We start from the raw sequence: 17,521 nt of genomic DNA, 5'->3' as shown, positions 1-17,521 counted from the left end.
AGCGTTTCCGTCAAGGTCGGCGCGAAATCGCCGGTGCGGCCGCACACGCATCGACGGTGATCCCGAGCAAACACCATGCGCAGCCGGTTGGCAAGGTTTGCGGCGCGGTTAAGTTTCGTTACATCCGTGTTATTGACACCACTGTCCGCGATCCGATTTAGTGTGCCGGAACCGGTTGCGGAACCGGTTCCAGAACACGCTCTCTTGCCAGAAAGCGCTCTCACCGGAAGGATCGCGACGTGCCGATCACCATCGCCGATGTGGCGGCGCGGGCGGGGGTCAGCAAGACCACCGTCTCGCGGGTGCTCAACGGCAAAGGGGAGGTCGACGACGCGACCGCGGCACGGGTGCGCCGGGTCATCGACGAGCTGGGCTACGTGCCCAGTGCGCGGGCGGTCAACCTGGCCCGGGGGCACACCCGGGTCATCGGGATGCTCGTCCCGTCGCTGATCTGGCCGTGGATGGGTGAGGTCGTGCAGGGCGCGGTCGACGTGGTGGAGTCGGAGGGATACGGGTTGCTGCTGTTCACCTGCAACCGCGGCGCCGAGTCCATGCGCCAGTTCTCCGCGCAGGTCTCCGGCAAGGCGTTCGACGGGCTCCTGGCGATCGAGCCGGAGGGCACCCTGGACTACCTCGCCGACCTGTATGCCGGCGGCCTGCCGGTGGTGCTCATCGACGATCGGGGCGACAAGCCGCTGATGCCGTCGGTGGCGACCACCAACCGGGCCGGCGGAGCCCTCGCCGCCCGGCACCTGGTCGAGCTCGGCCGGCGCCGGCCGCTGGTGATCACCGGGTCGGAGAAGTTCGGCTGCACCCAGGACCGGCTCGGCGGGTTCGCCGACGTGTTCGCCGCGGCCGGGGCGCCGGTCGACCCGCGCCTGGTGTTCGAGGGTGACTTCACCTTCGACTGCGGCGCGCGGTCGATCCACCGGGCCCTCGCCGAGGGCCTGCAGTTCGACGCGGTGTTCGCGCACAACGACCTGTCCGCCGCCGGTGCCCTCGCGGCGCTGCGGCAGGCCGGCCGGTCGGTGCCGGCGGACGTCGCGCTGGTCGGCTTCGACGACATCCTGCACGCGGCGCACACCGAACCGCCGCTGACGACCGTCCGCCAGCCCATGCGACAGATGGGCGAGACGGCGGCCCGCCGGCTCATCGCACATTTCGACGGCACGCCGTTGACGGCCGAGCCGAACATCCTGTCCACCACGCTCGTCGTGCGCGGCTCGACCGTGCCGGCGCAGCCCGGGCGCACCACCTGAGGGAATACCACGCCGCACCATCGGGCGGGGCCGCGCCGCAAGGGTCCCGTCGCCATACCGCACCGAACGAACCATTGTCCGCCCCACCTGTCGATCCAGGTATCTAAGGAGACACCCCCGTGTTGACCAGACGCTCCGTACTGCTCGGCATGGCCGGATTGCTGGCCACGTCGACCACACTGGCGGCGTGCGGCGACTCGCCGAACGACCCGAACAAGAGCCAGCAGACGACCGTGCTCAACGTCGGTATGCCGAACGGCCCGCTTACCGAGAACGAGAACCCGTTCCTCACCACCTCGGCCGGTGCCAAGGACGGCTACCGGTGGGTGATCTACGAGCCGCTGATGATGTGGAACCCGGTCAAGCCGGCCGACCCGATGAAGCCGTGGCTGGCCACCGCCGCGAAGTGGAACACGGACTACACCTCGGTCACGGTCACCATCCGCGACAACGCGACCTGGTCCGACGGCGAGAAGGTCACCGCCGACGACGTCGCGTACACCTACAAGCTCATCCGTGACAACGAGGCGCTCAACGAGCAGGGCCTGCCGATCACCGACGCCACGGTGAGCGGCTCGGACGTGACCATCACGTTCAAGGGCTCGCAGTTCGTCGCCCAGCAGAAGGCGATCGCGAAGGTCCCGATCGTGCCCAAGCACATCTGGGAGAAGATCTCCGACCCGAAGACCGAGGCCAACAAGAACCCGATCGGGTCCGGGCCGTACACCCTGAAGTCCTTCACCCCGCAGACCACGACGCTGACGGTCCGCGACAAGGGCTACTGGCAGGACCTGCCGCAGGTCAAGGAGCTGCGGTACACGTCCTACAACGACAACAACGCGCAGACCACGGCGCTGTCCAACGGCGAGAGCGAGTGGAGCTTCGTCTTCATCCCCAATGTGAAGACGGTCTTCATCGACAAGGATGCGGCCAACCACAAGATCTGGGCGCCGCCGGTGCTGGGCATCCACGGCCTGTACATCAACACCACGAAGGCCCCGTTCAACGACCCGAAGCTGCGCGTCGCGATGGGCATGGTCATCAACCGCGACGACATCTTCAACACCGCCGAGGCCGGCTACTTCCACCCGCTGGTCAAGAGCGTGACCGGCCTGCCCTCGCCGGCCGGTGACTCGTTCATCTCCGACGACTACAAGGGCAAGGACTACAAGGTCGACGTCGAGGGCGCCAAGTCGCTGCTCACCTCGGCCGGGTACAAGCTGGACGGCACCACGCTGAAGGACCCGTCGGGCAAGCCGGTGACGCTGACCCTGACCGACCCCGCCGGTTGGTCGGACTACCAGACCTCGCTGGAGATCGTGAAGGCCAACCTGGCCACCATCGGCATCGCGGCCACGGTCGACAAGGCCAACCAGGACGCGTGGTTCAAGAACGTCGAGGCCGGTCAGTTCGACGCCGGGTTCCGCTGGACCGACGGCGGCTCGACGCCGTACGACATCTACCGCACGATCATGGACGGCGACCTGCTCAAGCCGATCGGCACCGCGTCGCCCGCCGGTAACTTCGGCCGGTTCGACAACAAGGACGCCACGGCGGCGCTGCGCGCGTACCAGAACGCGACCGACGACGCGACCCGCAAGACCGCGCTGGCGACCCTGCAGAAGATCTTCGTCGAGCAGGCCCCGATGATCCCGGTCGGCGCGGACAACATCGGCGGCGCCTACAGCACCAAGCACTGGACCGGGTGGCCGGACGACGCCAACCCGTACAGCGCGGGCCAGCCGACCCAGCCCAACTCGCTGGACGTGATCCTGCACCTCAAGCCGGCCGCCTGACGACCGGATCGATCCGACCCCGCTCCCCGGGCGGCCCGCCGTCGCCCGGGGAGCGGTACCGTCACGACATCCCCGAGACAGGACCATCCCCATGACGTTGAGCGACAGCCCGGCGGTGCCGGTCGGCGAGGTGGTGCTGGAGGCCGAGGGCCTGACCAAGCACTTCCCCGTGCGGCGGACGCTGAGCGACATCTTCACCGGCAAACGGGCCGTCGTGCACGCCGTGGACGACGTGTCCTTCACGCTGCGCCGCGGCCGGGTCACCGCCCTGGTCGGCGAGTCCGGCTCGGGCAAGTCCACCGTCGCCCGGCTGCTCGCCCAGCTGTATTCCCGCACCGGCGGCGACCTGCGGCTGCACGGCGAGACCACGAAGGTCGGCGGCGGGCGGCGGTTCCGCGACTACGTCAGCCGGGTGCAGCTGATCTTCCAGGACCCGTTCGGCTCGCTCAACCCGGTGCACACGGTCCGCTACCACCTGACCCGGGCGCTGAAGATCCACGGCAACGCCGGGAAGAGCTCCGAGGAGCTCGAGGCGGCCCTGGCCAACCTGCTGACCCGGGTGGCGCTCACCCCGCCGGAGCGCTACGTCGACAAGTTCCCGCACGAGCTGTCCGGCGGGCAGCGGCAGCGGGTCGCGATCGCCCGGGCGCTGGGCGCGGACCCGGAGGCGCTGCTGGCCGACGAGCCGGTGTCGATGCTCGACGTGTCGATCCGGCTGGGCATCCTCAACCTGCTGCGCGACCTCAAGGAGCGGCTCAACCTGGCCATCCTCTACATCACGCACGACATCGCCTCGGCGCGGTACTTCGCCGACGAGACGATGGTGATGTATGCGGGACGGATGGTCGAGGGCGGCGACAGCGAGTCGGTCACGCAGAACCCGGCCCACCCCTACACCCGGCTGCTCATCGAGTCCGCCCCCGACCCGGACCGGATCGCCGGCATCGCCGACGCGGCCGCGAAGGACCGCGGCAACGGCGAGCCGCCGAGCCTGATCCGGCCCCCGGCCGGCTGCCGGTTCCACCCCCGCTGCCCGCACGCGATGCCCCGCTGCACCACCGAGCTGCCGCCGCGGCTCGACGTGGGCGGCGAGGCCGGGCACTGGGCCGCCTGCTGGCTCTACGACGCGCCGACCGTCGCCAAGGAGGGCGTCGGCTCCGCCGCCGACCCGTCGATCCCCACGCCGCCGGCCCTGCACCAGCCGGAGGAGGCACGATGAAATTCCTGCTGCAACGGCTCGCCTTCTACCTGTTCACCGCGTGGGCGGCGATCACCATCAACTTCTTCGTCCCGCGGATGATCCCTGGCGACCCGATCAGCGCGTTCCTTGCCCGCAACCAGGGCCAGGTCTCCTCCGACTCGATCCAGTCGCTGCGGGTGCTGTTCGGGCTCGACGAGCACCAGAGCCTGTGGGAGCAGTACCTGGACTACTGGAAACAGCTGTTCCACGGCGACCTGGGCCTGTCGTTCACGTTCTTCCCGTCCACCGTGTCGGAGGTGATCGGGCAGAGCCTGCCGTGGACGATCGGGCTGGTCGGCGTCACCACCGTGCTGAGCTTCCTGATCGGCACCGGGCTGGGCATCGGCGCCGGCTGGCGGCGCGGCACCTGGGTCGACAGCCTGCTGCCGGCCACCACGTTCCTGTCCTCGGTGCCGTACTTCTGGCTGGGCCTGGTCTTCATCGCCGTGTTCACCGGACCGGACAGCTACTTCCCGTCCTCCGGCGGGTTCACCCCCGGCCTGGTGCCGGCCTGGGACCAGTACTTCATCGGCTCGGCGATCAACCACAGCGTGCTGCCGGCCGCCACGATCCTCATCTCGTCGATGAGCGGCTGGATCCTCGGCATGCGCAACATGATGGTCACCGTCTCCGCGGAGGACTACATCACCGTCGCGCACGCCAAGGGCCTGTCCGAGCGGCGGGTGGCGTTCTCCTACGCGGCCCGCAACGCGCTGCTGCCCAACATCTCCGCGTTCGCGCTGTCGCTGGGGTTCATCGTCGGCGGCACCCTGCTGGTCGAGATCGTGTTCTCCTACCCGGGCGTGGGCTTCCAGCTGTTCCAGGCCGTCGGCGCGCACGACTATCCGCTGATGCAGGGCATCTTCCTGGTCATCACCATCTCGGTACTGGTGGCCAACCTGCTGGCCGACGTCGCCTACCTGCTGCTCGACCCGCGTACCCGAAAGGCCGGCTGACATGACCGTCACGCCTTCCAGCATCGAACAGGTCATTCCCGGCCAGGGCGCGATGGCCCAGCCGGACGCCGCCCCGGCCGGCAAGCGGGCCCGCCGCCGCCGGTTCCGGTTCATCGCCAACGGCAAGGCCGCCACCGGCCTGGTCATCCTGGCCATCTACGTGCTGTTCGCGATCATCGGGCCGTGGGTGGCGCCGTACGACCCGGACAAGATCACCCCCGATGCGCTGCAGGCCCCGTCCGCGAGGCACTGGTTCGGCACCTCGCACCTCGGCCAGGACATCCTGAGCCAGATCCTGGCCGGCTGCCGCAGCGTCGTGCTCGTCGGCGCGGTCGCCGGGATCATCGCCACGATCCTGTCGATCCTCGTCGGGGTCACCGCCGGCTACCTCGGCGGGATCGCCGACGAGATCCTCTCCGTGCTGTCCAACGTGTTCCTGGTCATCCCCGGCCTGCTGCTGATCATCATCATCTGCACGTCGCTGCCGCACGTGAACGACATCATCGTGGCGCTGGTGATCGGCCTCACCAGCTGGGCGTGGGGATCGCGGGTGCTGCGGGCGCAGACCCTGTCGCTGCGACGCCGCGACTACGTCGAGGCGGCCCGGGCCACCGGGGAGAAGACCTGGCGGATCATCTTCTTCGAGGTCATGCCCAACCTGACCGCGATCATCGCGTCCGGGTTCGTCGGTACCGTCATCTTCGCCGTGCTGTCGGAGATCACGCTCGCGTTCATCGGCATCTCCTCGGTGTCGTCGTGGAACTGGGGCACGATCCTGTTCTGGGCCCAGGGCCAGCAGGCCCTCGCCCAGGGCGCCTGGTGGTGGTTCGTCCCGGCGGGCCTGGCCATCGCCATCCTCGGCACGGCCCTGAGCCTGGTGAACTTCGGCATCGACGAGTTCGTCAGCCCGCGGCTGCGCACCTCCGGCAGCGACCGGCGGACCCGCACCGCGAACGGGGACCGGATCCGGATGAAGGTCGGTTTCACCCCCGTCGTGCGCCCCGCCGAGCCGCCGGCGAACATCGAGATCAGGGACGGTGCCACGCGATGACGCAGGTCCTCACCCGGCCGCTGCTGGAGATCAAGAACCTCGACGTCGACTACGGTCTCGGCGAGGACGCGGTCCACGCCGTGCGCGACGTCAACCTCACCATCCACCGCGGCGAGGTCGTCGGCCTGGCCGGGGAGTCCGGCTCGGGCAAGTCGACCCTCGCCTACGGCGTGACCCGGCTGCTGCCCCCGCCCGGCATCGTCGCCGGCGGTTCCGTCACCTACCACCCGCCGACCGGCGACCCGTTCGACGTGCTCGGCCTGTCCGACGGCGAGCTGCGCAAGTTCCGCTGGGCGGAGACGTCGATCGTGTTCCAGGGCGCGATGAACTCGCTCAACCCGGTGCACAAGGTCGACGTGCAGATGATGGACGCGATCAAGGCCCACGAGCCCGGCACCAGCCGCCACGCGCGGGTGGAGCGGGCCAAGGAGCTGCTGCGGCTGGTCGGCATCGCCGAGGACCGCCTCGACGCGTACCCGCACCAGCTCTCCGGCGGCATGCGCCAGCGGGTCATGATCGCCATGGCCCTGGCGCTGGAGCCGCAGCTGGTCATCATGGACGAGCCGACCACCGCCCTCGACGTGGTCATGCAGCGGCAGATCCTCGGCCAGCTCGTCGAGCTGCGCGAGCGGCTCGGCTTCTCGGTGCTGTTCATCACCCACGACCTGTCGCTGCTGGTCGAGTTCAGCGACCGGATCGCGATCATGTACGGGGGGCGGATCGTCGAGGAGGCGCCGTCCGCCGACATCTACCGCGAGCCGCTGCACCCCTACAGCGAGGGCCTGCTGCGCTCGTTCCCGGCGCTGCGCGGTGCCCGCCGGGAGCTGGCCGGCATCCCCGGCTCCCCGCCGGACCTGCGGGCCATGCCGTCCGGGTGCTCGTTCCATCCGCGCTGCCCGAAGCGGTTCGAGCCGTGCGACACCCAGCTGCCGATCCTGGGCAAGCCCGACGACCACACCGGCCCGGCCCGCACGGTGGCCTGCTGGCTGCACCCGGTCACCGCCGGATAGCCGAAGCCGCCGTACCATCCGATTCGCCCGACCCAGGAGAACCATGGACACGACCGTCACTCCCCTCGATCACGCGAACCCGATCGCCACGCTCCCGCCCTCGTTCCGCTGGGGCGTGGCGACCTCGGCCTACCAGATCGAGGGGGCGGTCGCCGAGGGCGGGCGCACCCGGTCCATCTGGGACACGTTCTGCGAGGTCCCCGACGCGATCGACAAGGGCGACACCGGCGAGGTGGCCTGCGACCACTACCACCGGATGCCGGCGGACGTGGCGCTGATCCGTGACCTCGGCGTCGACCTGTACCGGTTCTCGGTGGCCTGGCCGCGGGTGCAGCCGCGCGGCCGCGGCCCGGTCAACCCCGAGGGCATCGGCTTCTACGACCGGCTCACCGACGAGCTGCTCGCCAACGGCATCGAGCCGTGGGTGACGCTGTACCACTGGGACCTGCCGCAGGAGCTCGAGGACGCCGGCGGCTGGCCGAACCGGGACACCGCCTACCGCTTCGCCGACTACAGCATGATGGTCTTCGACGCGCTGCAGGACCGGATCCGGACCTGGACGACGCTGAACGAGCCGTGGTGCTCGGCGATGCTCGGTTACGCCTACGGCGCGCACGCGCCGGGCCGGCGCGACTTCCCGGCGGCGATGCAAGCGGTGCACCACCTGCTGCTGGGTCACGGCCTGGCCACCGAGCGGATGCGGGCGGCGGCCGGTGGCGACGGCCGGCACGAGTTCGGCATCACCCTCAACATGGGGGTGTCGACGCCGGAGACGGACAGCCCGGCCGACCTCGACGCGGCCCGCCGCGCCGACGCCCTCGGCACCCGCATCTACCTGGACCCGCTGGTCCACGGCCGCTACCCGGCCGACCTCGTCGACGACCTGGCCCGGCGCGGGATCACGCTGCCGGTCGAGGACGGCGACCTCGAGGTGATCCGCACGCCGCTGGACGTGCTCGGGGTGAACTACTACTTCTCCGAGACGGTGTCCGGGGTCGACGAGGACGGCAACGACACCGACGCCGACGGGCTGCCGGTGAGCCGGGTCATCCCGACCGGCCGGCCGATCACCGCGATGGGCTGGGAGATCGTCCCGGAGGGCTTCACCCAGCTGCTGGTGCGCCTGCACACCGACTACGGCCTGCCGATCTACGTGACGGAGAACGGGGCCGCGTTCGACGACGTGCCGGACGAGACCGGCCACGTCGAGGACGTCGACCGGGTGGCGTACTTCGACAGCCACATCGGCGCGGTGGCGCTGGCCCGGCAGCAGGGGGCGGACATCCGCGGCTACTTCGCCTGGTCGCTGATGGACAACTTCGAGTGGGCGTACGGCTACGACAAGCGGTTCGGCATCGTCCGGGTCGACTACGACACGCAGGAGCGCACCCCGAAGCGGTCGGCGTACTGGTACCGGGACACGATCCGTTCCCTGCGGGGCTGACTCTATGCGAACATGTGTTCGTGTCGGTGGGGTCGGGCCGGGCGGACATCCTCCACGCTGACCTCGACGCGTTCTACGCGTCGGTGGAGCAGCGGGACGACCCCCGCCTGCGCGGCCGGCCGGTCATCGTGGGCGGGGGCGTCGTGCTGGCCTGCAGCTACGAGGCCAAGCGGCGCGGGGTGCGCACGGCGATGGGCGGCCGGCAGGCGCGGGCGCTGTGCCCGGAGGCGGTGGTGGTGCCGCCGCGGATGTCGGCGTATTCGGCGGCGTCGAAGGCCGTGTTCGCGATCTTCCGGGACACCACTCCGGTGGTGGAGGGCCTGTCGATCGACGAGGCGTTCCTCGACGTCGGCGGCCTGGCCCGGATCGCGGGGCCACCGCTGGGCATCGCGGCGCGGCTGCGGGAGCGGGTCCGCCTCGAGGCCGGCCTGGCGATCACGGTCGGGGTGGCCCGCACGAAGTTCCTGGCCAAGGTGGCCAGCGGCGTGGCCAAGCCGGACGGGCTGCTGCTGGTGCCGCCGGCCGAGGAGCTGCAGTTCCTGCACCGGCTGCCGGTGGAGCGGCTGTGGGGGGTGGGCACGGTCACCGCGGCGAAGCTGCACGCCCACCGGGTGACCACGGTCGGGCAGGTGGCCCGGCTGGGCGAGGCGACGCTGGTGTCGATGCTGGGCGAGGGGCAGGGCCGGCACCTGCACGCCCTGGCCCACAACCGGGATCCGCGGCCGGTGGTGGTGGGCCGGCGGCGCCGGTCGGTGGGCGCGCAGCGGGCGCTGGGCCGGGGCCCGCACCCGCGGCCGTTCGTGGAGGCGGTCCTGGCCGAGCTCGTCGACCGGGTGTCCCGACGGCTGCGGGCGGCCGGGCGCACGGGCCGCACGGTGGTGCTGCGGCTGCGGTTCGCCGACTTCACCCGCGCGACGCGGTCGCACACGATGACCCGGCCGACCTCGCACACGCAGACGATGCTGGATGCGGTACTGCGCCTGCACGCCGCCTCCGTGCCGGACATCGCCAACCGGGGCCTGACCCTGGTCGGCATCGCGGTGGCGAACCTCGACGACGACGGGTCCCGGCAGCTGGAGCTGCCGTTCGGCGTGACCAGCGGCGACGAGCTGGACTCGGCGATGGACCGGGTCCGGGACCGGTTCGGGTCGGCGGCGCTGACCAGGGCGTCGCTGCTGGGCCGGCGGCAGGGCCCGACGGTACCGCTGCTGCCGGACTGACCCCGCACGCTTACCCCGCGCCGGCGGCCCGCAGGTCGTCGAGCGTCCGGCGCGCTACGACACTGAAGTCGTCGCCCCCGGCGGCGCCGGTCCAGCGCTCGTAGGCGATCTTCATGGCGAGCGCGCCCAGCTCCGCCGCGAGACACGCGGTCAGGTCGGCGACGCCGCGCCGCCCGAGCGCGTCGGTCATCGAGGCGGTGAGGCCGAGGCCCTTCAGCGCCTCGCGTTCCCGCAGCTCCGGGTTGCTGTCGATGACCGCCCGCCGGCGGGCGACGAACTCGCGGCGCTCGGCGGTGAAGGCCTCCCGCCCGGCCGCGTCCAGGGCGAGCGCCACCGCCTCGAACGGCGTCGCGTCCGCCGGCGCCGCCGCGATGGCCCGCACGAGCAGCCCGGCCATCGTGTCGCCGCCGAAGAGCACCTCCCGCTTGTCCTGGAAATGCCGGAAGAAGGTGCTCTTGGTCAGCCCCGCGCGCTCGGCGATGTCGATCACCGTCGTGCGTTCGTAGCCGCGCTCCTCGAACAGCTCGAGGGCGGCGGCGACGAGCCGCTGCGGGGCGTTGGGTTGCCAGCGGGCCACGGCACCAGTCTACGGCACTTGGTCCCGTCGCCGGTGTATGGTGGGCGACGGTACTTTGTCCCATCACATGTGGAGGTCCCGCTATGAGCCGAGCGGTCGTCTATACCGAGTTCGGTGGCCCCGAGGTACTGCAGCTGCGAGACGTGCCGGAGCCGCACGCCGGCCCGGGCGAGGTGCGGGTCCGGGTGACCGCCGCCGGGCTGAACCCGATGGACTGGGCCATCTGCGCGAACCCCCAGCTGGCGGCGATGTTCGGCGTCGCGTTGCCGTCCGGTTTCGGCTACGACTTCGCCGGCGTCGTCGACGAGGCCGGCGAGGGCGCCGGCGGCTTCGCCGTGGGTGACCGCGTCTTCGGCGGCGCGATGGCGCGGGCCGCCGCCGATTTCCTGGTGATGCCGGCGGCGTCCGACGCGCTGTTCCGCACGCCGGACGGCATCGGCGACGAGGTGGCGGCCGCGCTGCCGGTGTGCGGCCTGACCGCCGCCGCCGCGCTGGCCGCGATCGGCGCGGGGCCCGGCGACACGGTCCTGGTCGGCGGCGCGGCCGGCGGCGTGGGCGTGTTCGCCGTGCAGCTGGCGCGGCTGGCCGGGGCCCGGGTGCTCGGGACCGCCTCGCCGGGCACGTTCGCGTTCCTGCGGGGGCTGGGCGCCGAGCCCGTGGCCTACGGCCCGGGCCTGGCGGAGCGGGTGCGGGCGCTGGCCCCGGGTGGCGTGACCGCCGCGACGGACCTGTTCGGCACCGAGACGGCGGAGACCGCGCTCGGGCTGGGCGTGCCGGCGGAGCGGATCTCCACGGTCGCCGCGGGCCCGAACCCGCCCGGTGGCGTGCGCGCGACCGGGGGCAGCGAGGCCGATCCGGCCGAGATGGAGCGGATCACCGGCGCGATCCTCGCCGGCCGGCTCACCGTGCCGGTCGCCGCGACGTTCCCGCTCGAGCGGATCCGCGACGCCGTGACCCTGCAGGCCGGTCGCCACGTCCACGGCAAGGTCGTGGTCACGCTGTCCCGAACTTCGGATCCTAAGTTCCTAGCTTCCTAGGACACGTTACGGGGTGTGCCTGACGGCACACTTCCCGAATATGGTTCGGCGCTACGCGCCGACCTGTTTCCCCGAAAAGCTAGGCGGCTTCGCGCAGGGGGAGCAGGACGGTGAACCGGGTGTCGCCGGGCTCGGAGCTGACCCGGATGTCGCCGTGGTGCTTCTTGACGACGATGCGGTAGCTGATGTCCAGGCCGAGCCCGGTGCCCTCGCCGACCGGCTTGGTGGTGAAGAACGGCTCGAAGATGCGGGGCCGCACGTCGGGCGGGATGCCGGGGCCGGTGTCGGCGATCTCGATGCTGACGCAGTCGCCGGTGCTGTCGAGGCCGGTGGTGATGGTGAGGGTGCCCTTGCCGTGCATGGCGGACACGGCGTTGTCGATGAGGTTGGTCCAGACCTGGTTGAGCTCGGCGGCGTAGGCGGGGATGGGCGGCAGGTCGCGGTCGTAGTTGGTGACGACGCTGATGCCCCGCGGGATCTTGGCGTTGAGCATGATGAGGGTGGCGTCGAGCAGGTCGTGGACGTCGATGACCTGGAACGGGCCGCGGTCGAGCTGGGAGTACTGCTTGGCGGCGTTGACGAGGCCGGAGATGCGGGCGACGGCGTCGTCGATCTCGCCCATGAGTAGCTCGGTCTCGATGGTGTAGGCCATCCAGCGGGTGGCGGCTTCCAGGTCGGCCTCGCCGGTGGCGTCGGCGAGGTCCTGCAGCCAGGGCACGTCGACGCCGCCGGCGACGAGGGTGGGTGCGAGGTCCCAGGCGCCGGCGACGTCGTGCTCGTCGAGCCAGTCGCCGATGGTGTCCTCGGCGTCGCTGGTTTCCAGGGCGGTGCGCTTGGGGGCGTTGGCGGCCTTCTTGACGGCGAGTTCCTGCAGCTCGACGAGGCCGGCGAGTTTCTCCCCGTCGATGCGCCCGTCGGCGATCATGGCGAGCTTGTGGCGCATGCCGGCGACCTTGTCGCGCAGGATGGCGGTGGCGCGCACGGCCGCGGCGGCGGGGTTGTTGAGCTCGTGGGTGAGGCCGGCGGACAGGGAGCCGAGGGCGAGGAGGCGTTCGCGTTCGGCGACGGCGTCGTTGCTGCTGCGCATGCCGAAGAAGAGGCCTTCGAGCAGGTGCATGGCCATCGGGAACCATTGGCGGATGGTGGGGCCGAATTCGGCGGCGGGGAGTTCGTAGACCTCGGCGTCGGTGATGGCGTGCATGGTGTTGTTGTAGAGCTGGGGGACCTGGTCGCCGAGGTAGGCCTGGGTGGCGCCGCCGTAGGCGCCGGCCTGGTCGGTGCGGGAGAACTCGACGTCGTCGCCGCGGACGTTGCGGGAGAGCGAGATGGTGCCGGAGAGCAGGACGACGAAGCAGGTGGCCGGTTCGCCTTCGGTGTAGACGGCGTGGCCGGCGGGGTGGGTGACGGCCCAGCCGCGTTCGGCGAGCCAGTCGAGCTGGGTGTCGTCGAGTTGTTCGAAGAGGAAGAGCTTGCGGAGGTCGGCGGGGGCCAGGCGGCGTCCGGCGGCGGGGGTGGTCATTGGCCCTCCAGGAGGTACCGGTGGACGAGTGAGACGGCCATGGCGCCCTCGCCGACGGCGGAGGCGACGCGTTTGACGGAGTCGGCGCGGACGTCGCCGGCGGCGAAGACGCCGGGGACGGAGGATTCGAGGTGGTAGGGGTCGCGGCCGAGGAGCCAGCCGGTGGGTGGTCCGTCGCCGGTGACCAGGTCGGGGCCGGTGAGGACGAAGCCGCGGGGGTCGCGGGCGACGACGCCGTCGAGCCAGTCGGTGCGGGGCTCGGCGCCGATGAAGATGAACAGCCAGGAGGCGTCGACGGTGCGGGTGGGGCCGCCGTCGACGGGGCGCAGTTCGAGGCGTTCGAGGTGTTCGTCGCCGTGGGCGGCGGCGATTTCGGTGCAGGGGTGGATCTGGATGGTGGGGACGGTGGCGATCTGGTCGATGAGGTATTGCGACATGGAGGAGGTGAGGGTGGCGGCGCGGATGAGGAGGTGGACGTTGCGGGCGTAGCGGGAGAAGAACATGGCGGCCTGGCCGGCGGAGTTGGCGCCGCCGACGATGTAGACGTCCTGGTCGGTGCAGCTGGGGGCCTCGGTGGCGGCGGAGCCGTAGTAGACGCCGCGGCCGTGGAGGTCGGCGAGGCCGGGTGCGGTGAGGCGGCGGTAGGAGACGCCGGTGGCGAGGATGACGGCGTGGGAGGCGATGGTGGTGCCGTCTTCGAAGTGCAGGACGCGGGTGTTGCCGTGGATGTCGAGTTTGGTGACGCGGCAGGCGGTGAGCAGTTCGGCGCCGAATTTGACGGCTTGGCGGCGGGCGCGGTCGGTGAGCTGGGCGCCGGAGACGCCGTCGGGGAAGCCGAGGTAGTTCTCGATGCGGCTGGATTGGCCGGCTTGGCCGCCGGTGGCGCGTTGTTCGAGCAGGACGGTGCGCAGGCCTTCGGAGGCGCCGTAGACGGCGGCGCCGAGGCCGGCGGGGCCGCCGCCGACGACGACGAGGTCGTAGAAGTCGGTGGTGGGGGTGGTGGTGAGGCCGACCTGGGCGGCGAGTTCGGCTTCGGTGGGGTTGACGAGGGTTTTGCCTTCGGTGGTGACGACGAGTGGGACGTCGTGGGGGGTGAGGCCGGCGGCGGTGAGCAGGCGTTGGCCTTCGGCGTCGTCGGTGGTGAACCAGCGGTAGGAGATCATGTTGCGGGCGAGGAAGTCGCGGATCTTGAAGGATGGCGCGGACCAGCGGTGGCCGACGATCTTGACGTCGGCGATGGGCCGGTCGGGGGCGGCTTTCCAGGCTTCGAGCATGGCGTCGATGACGGGGTAGAGCTTCTCTTCCGGCGGGTGCCAGGGTTTGAGGAGGTAGTGGTCGAGGTCGACGATGTTGATGGCCTGGATGGCGGCGTCGGTGTCGGCGTAGGCGGTGAGCAGGACGCGGCGGGCGCGGGGGAAGAGGTCCATGGCGGCCTCGAGGAATTCGAGGCCGTTCATGCCGGGCATGCGGTAGTCGGCCAGCAGGACGGCGACCTGTTCGCCGCGGAGTTTGAGTTCCTTGAGGGCGTCGAGGGCTTCCTGGCCGGAGTCGGCGCGGACGATGCGGTAGTCCTCGCCGTAGTTGCGGCGCAGGTCGCGGGCGACGGCGCGGGAGACGGCGGCGTCGTCGTCGACGGTCAAGATCGCTGGCTTGGCCATGGTGTCAATCCAACCACGGGTTTGCGCGGGCGACGACTGTGTCGGGGGCTACGGTGGTCGGATGGAGCAGAGCGCTTGTTCGCATCTGGATGTGATCGGTGAGGTCGAGCCGTCGGCGGATGGTTGTGAGGACTGCCTGGCGGTGGGTGGCCGGTGGGTGCATTTGCGGTTGTGCCTGACGTGCGGGCACGTGGGGTGTTGTGATTCGTCGCCGGCGAAGCATGCGACGGCGCATTTCCACAGTGCGGGGCATCCGCTGGTGCAGTCGTTCGAGCCGGGTGAGGACTGGGTGTGGTGTTACGCCGATGAGGCGTTGCTGCGGGTGTCGGGCCTGCCGGAGCGGGCGCACTCGTAGGGTCGTCCGCGCTCAGCTGAACGGCAGTTCGGCCTCGAGGCTGCCGTTGACCTGGAGTTTTCTGCGGGCTCGTTCGTAGAAGGTGGTGTAGCCGAGGCGCACCACCTTCGCGGCGGAGGGTGCGGCGGAGACGGTGAGGGTGTCGCCGGGGTTGAGCTCGCCGAGGACTTCGCCGTCGACTTCGACGACGAGGCGGCCGCTGGAGGGCAGCAGTTCGAGGTCGAGGTCGTCGTTGGGGGAGAGCACGAGGGCGCGGTTGAAGGCGGAGTGGGCGGCGGCGGGGACGACGAGGATGCCTTCGACGGTGGGGGAGACGATGGGTCCGCCGGCGGAGAAGCTGTAGGCGGTGGAGCCGGTGGAGGTGGCGACGATGAGGGCGTCGGCGCTGTAGCGGACGAACGGGTAGCCCTGCATCGAGATGGCGACGGCGGCCAGGCCGCGGCCGGGCGTGCGGACGAGGGCGATGTCGTTGAAGGCGGTGACGGCGGTGCCGTCGGGCAGCTGGGTGCGCACGGCCATGCGGGGCTCGACGGTGAACCGGTGGGCGTCGATGGCGGTGAGGGCGTCGGGGAGTTCTTCGACGCTGACCTCGGCGAGGAAGCCGAGCCGGCCGAGGTTGACGCCGAGGACGGGGGTGGGTTTGCCGGCGAGCAGGCGCATGGAGCGCAGCATGGTGCCGTCGCCGCCGAGGCTGACCACGAGGGAGGCGCGGCCGACGAGCTCGTCGGCGTTGACGGCGACGGCGGTGCAGTCGATGCGGCCGACCTCGTCGGGCAGGCCGAGGACGGTGGCGTCGCGGGCCTTGGCCCAGTCGATGATGGCGTCGATGGCCGGTTTGGAGTCGCGGCGCGGGTGGAGGACCAGCCCGACGGTGTGCACCATCCCCATTGGTCCCATGCTACGGGGTTTCGGGGTTATGGGGTGTAGGCGGCCTGCCTGGGCCGGGCCGGGGCGGTCGGGCGGGGTGGCCGCGGGGGTACGGCGTGGATGACGCTGGCGGCGGCGACGAGCGCGACGGCGGGCAGGGGGCCGAGCCAGGGGACCCGGTCGAGCAGGAGGGCGGCGGTGGCGGCGCCGGCGGGGACGGCGATGAGCGGGGGCCCGTCGGTGGTGAGGCGGGCCCGGCCCTGGGCGAGGCGGGTGAGGCTGCCGGTGAGGTACGCGGTGGGCTGGTCGCTGTCGCGGCCGGCGGCGGCCTGCAGCCCCAGTGCGATGGTGGCGAGGGTGAGCAGGGGCAGCTGGACGAGCCCGTGGGGGTCGTGGTCGGCGACGGCCCAGCCGCCGCAGAGGGTGCACAGGGCGAGGAGTTCGGCGAGCAGGCAGCGGCCGGGTGGCAGGCGGCGGGCGAGCAGGACGGTGGCGGTGTAGGCGGCGACGGCGAGGGCGGCCCGGACGGCGGCGCCGGTGACGTGGTGGGGGTCGGTGGCGGCGGCGACGCCGACGAGGACGAGGTTGCCGGTGACGACGCTGGCGAAGATCCCGCCGAGGTACAGCAGGGCGAGCCCGTCGACGTAGCCGGCGGCGAGGGCGAGGATCCAGACGGTGCGGCGCACGGGGGTCGGTTGCCCAGTTGGTTGCGGCCCACCCTCACCCACCTGGGATGAGGATTGCCGGTTGCGGGTACGGTCCGGTTGAGGCCGCGTTGCCCGCTCGGACGCTCGCCGGTGAGGGGGTTGGAGTCTTGTCGATCGCTGTGCGGCTGGCGCTGCACCTGCCGCGCGACGCCGCGACAGTGCCGGTGGTGCGCCGGTTGCTGGATCAGGCGCTGCATACGCTGGGGGTGGACCCGTCGTGCTGTGACGACGTCGGTCTGATTTTGACGGAGGCGTGCGCGAATGTGATCGAGCACGCGCAGCAGATCGACGACTACGAGATCGGCGTCGACGTGACCGGCGAGCGGTGCGTGATCCACGTGATCAACGCCGGCGGGGTGGTCGATCCGGCGCGGCTGGTCCCGGTGGCCCGGCCGGACCCGGTGACCTCCGGTTCGGTGGTCTCCGGTTCGGTGGCGTCGCCCCGGGTGGCGCCGGGTCTGCCGGGCCTGCCGGCGCTGTCCGGTGCGGCGGCGGTGCCCGAGCCGCGGGCGGAGGCGGTGTTCGATCCGGTGCTGGACGAGCACGGGCGGGGGCTGCACATCATTCGGTCGCTGGCCGACGAGCTGTACGTGACGCCGTCACTGTCTGGCGGTCTGGTACTGCAGGCGGTGACGACGCTGCGCTGGACCGCCGACGCCGCCTTGTGGCGCCGCCGCTGACCTCTGGACTCTGCCGCTCGGTCTCCGCTGCCGCACCCGCCGGGCGCAACCTCCGACCTGTGCGGCCCCACGCGTCGGGTGCCGCACGCCGCGAGCGCACGGCGCAGCGACCGGAAGTCTCCGTGATCATGCACACCTGGGTATC

16 protein-coding genes are annotated in these 17,521 nt (G+C 71.3%); 11 read left to right on the top strand and 5 right to left on the bottom strand.

Features of this window, described 5'->3' with window-relative positions; translation table 11 throughout:
* Positions 1-239: 239 nt before the first annotated feature.
* The 8 genes from ACQPXD_RS28490 (at position 240) to dinB (ending at position 9,976) form a co-directional block, all read left to right on the top strand.
* A complete protein-coding gene (locus ACQPXD_RS28490; protein ID WP_432824379.1) occupies positions 240-1,259 on the top strand; it encodes a LacI family DNA-binding transcriptional regulator in 1,020 nt (339 codons plus the stop codon).
* 149 nt (positions 1,260-1,408) lie between these two features.
* Positions 1,409-3,055: an ABC transporter substrate-binding protein gene (locus ACQPXD_RS28485; RefSeq protein ID WP_432843990.1), complete on the top strand. Its 1,647-nt coding sequence runs from the start codon at positions 1,409-1,411 to the stop codon at positions 3,053-3,055.
* 91 nt (positions 3,056-3,146) lie between these two features.
* Complete coding sequence (locus tag ACQPXD_RS28480; protein WP_432824378.1) at positions 3,147-4,274, top strand: ABC transporter ATP-binding protein; 1,128 nt, start codon at positions 3,147-3,149, stop codon at positions 4,272-4,274.
* Entirely contained in the window at positions 4,271-5,251 is a 981-nt protein-coding gene (locus ACQPXD_RS28475; RefSeq protein WP_432824377.1) for an ABC transporter permease, read from the top strand. Before ACQPXD_RS28480 ends, ACQPXD_RS28475 begins: the two co-directional genes overlap by 4 nt.
* Position 5,252: 1 nt before the next feature.
* Positions 5,253-6,302: an ABC transporter permease gene (locus ACQPXD_RS28470; protein ID WP_432824376.1), complete on the top strand. Its 1,050-nt coding sequence runs from the start codon at positions 5,253-5,255 to the stop codon at positions 6,300-6,302.
* Positions 6,299-7,312: an ABC transporter ATP-binding protein gene (locus ACQPXD_RS28465; protein WP_432824375.1), complete on the top strand. Its 1,014-nt coding sequence runs from the start codon at positions 6,299-6,301 to the stop codon at positions 7,310-7,312. Before ACQPXD_RS28470 ends, ACQPXD_RS28465 begins: the two co-directional genes overlap by 4 nt.
* A gap of 43 nt (positions 7,313-7,355) precedes the next feature.
* Entirely contained in the window at positions 7,356-8,756 is a 1,401-nt protein-coding gene (locus ACQPXD_RS28460) for a GH1 family beta-glucosidase (protein ID WP_432824374.1), read from the top strand.
* A gap of 14 nt (positions 8,757-8,770) precedes the next feature.
* Complete coding sequence (gene dinB / locus ACQPXD_RS28455; RefSeq protein ID WP_432824373.1) at positions 8,771-9,976, top strand: DNA polymerase IV; 1,206 nt, start codon at positions 8,771-8,773, stop codon at positions 9,974-9,976.
* 10 nt (positions 9,977-9,986) lie between these two features.
* On the opposite strand, the gene ACQPXD_RS28450 is transcribed toward dinB, so the two are convergent.
* On the bottom strand, positions 9,987-10,553 hold the full coding sequence (locus ACQPXD_RS28450) for a helix-turn-helix domain-containing protein (RefSeq protein ID WP_432824372.1): 567 nt from the start codon (positions 10,551-10,553) through the stop codon (positions 9,987-9,989).
* An 83-nt stretch (positions 10,554-10,636) separates the two neighbouring features.
* On the opposite strand from ACQPXD_RS28450, the gene ACQPXD_RS28445 reads away from it, so the two are divergent.
* On the top strand, positions 10,637-11,590 hold the full coding sequence (locus tag ACQPXD_RS28445; RefSeq protein ID WP_432824371.1) for an NADP-dependent oxidoreductase: 954 nt from the start codon (positions 10,637-10,639) through the stop codon (positions 11,588-11,590).
* Between the two features lie 79 nt (positions 11,591-11,669).
* On the opposite strand, the gene ACQPXD_RS28440 is transcribed toward ACQPXD_RS28445, so the two are convergent.
* The gene (locus ACQPXD_RS28440) at positions 11,670-13,109 is read right to left on the bottom strand and encodes an ATP-binding protein (protein WP_432824370.1); all 1,440 of its coding nucleotides are present in this window, start codon (positions 13,107-13,109) and stop codon (positions 11,670-11,672) included.
* The gene (locus tag ACQPXD_RS28435) at positions 13,106-14,767 is read right to left on the bottom strand and encodes an FAD-dependent oxidoreductase (protein WP_432824369.1); all 1,662 of its coding nucleotides are present in this window, start codon (positions 14,765-14,767) and stop codon (positions 13,106-13,108) included. The genes ACQPXD_RS28440 and ACQPXD_RS28435 overlap by 4 nt, the downstream gene beginning before the upstream one ends.
* A gap of 61 nt (positions 14,768-14,828) precedes the next feature.
* Between ACQPXD_RS28435 and ACQPXD_RS28430 the strand changes: the two genes are divergently transcribed.
* Positions 14,829-15,122: a UBP-type zinc finger domain-containing protein gene (locus tag ACQPXD_RS28430; RefSeq protein ID WP_432824368.1), complete on the top strand. Its 294-nt coding sequence runs from the start codon at positions 14,829-14,831 to the stop codon at positions 15,120-15,122.
* Between the two features lie 12 nt (positions 15,123-15,134).
* On the opposite strand, the gene ACQPXD_RS28425 is transcribed toward ACQPXD_RS28430, so the two are convergent.
* Both ACQPXD_RS28425 and ACQPXD_RS28420 read right to left on the bottom strand, forming a co-directional pair.
* Positions 15,135-16,010, bottom strand: a complete 876-nt coding sequence (locus tag ACQPXD_RS28425; RefSeq protein ID WP_432824367.1) for an NAD(+)/NADH kinase — start codon at positions 16,008-16,010, stop codon at positions 15,135-15,137.
* A 26-nt stretch (positions 16,011-16,036) separates the two neighbouring features.
* Positions 16,037-16,675 (bottom strand): DUF1275 family protein, encoded by a 639-nt coding sequence (locus ACQPXD_RS28420; RefSeq protein WP_432824366.1) that lies wholly within the window; start codon positions 16,673-16,675, stop codon positions 16,037-16,039.
* A gap of 128 nt (positions 16,676-16,803) precedes the next feature.
* Here ACQPXD_RS28420 and ACQPXD_RS28415 point away from each other — a divergent pair, with 128 nt between their 5' ends.
* Positions 16,804-17,376 (top strand): ATP-binding protein, encoded by a 573-nt coding sequence (locus tag ACQPXD_RS28415; RefSeq protein ID WP_432824365.1) that lies wholly within the window; start codon positions 16,804-16,806, stop codon positions 17,374-17,376.
* The last annotated feature ends 145 nt before the right edge of the window (positions 17,377-17,521 follow it).

Origin of the sequence: Dactylosporangium sp. CA-092794 (assembly GCF_050948465.1) — a bacterium.
Lineage (GTDB): Bacteria > Actinomycetota > Actinomycetes > Mycobacteriales > Micromonosporaceae > Dactylosporangium.
The sequence above is the reverse complement of the archived record's forward strand: the minus strand, read 5'-3'. Positions and strand labels throughout refer to the sequence as shown.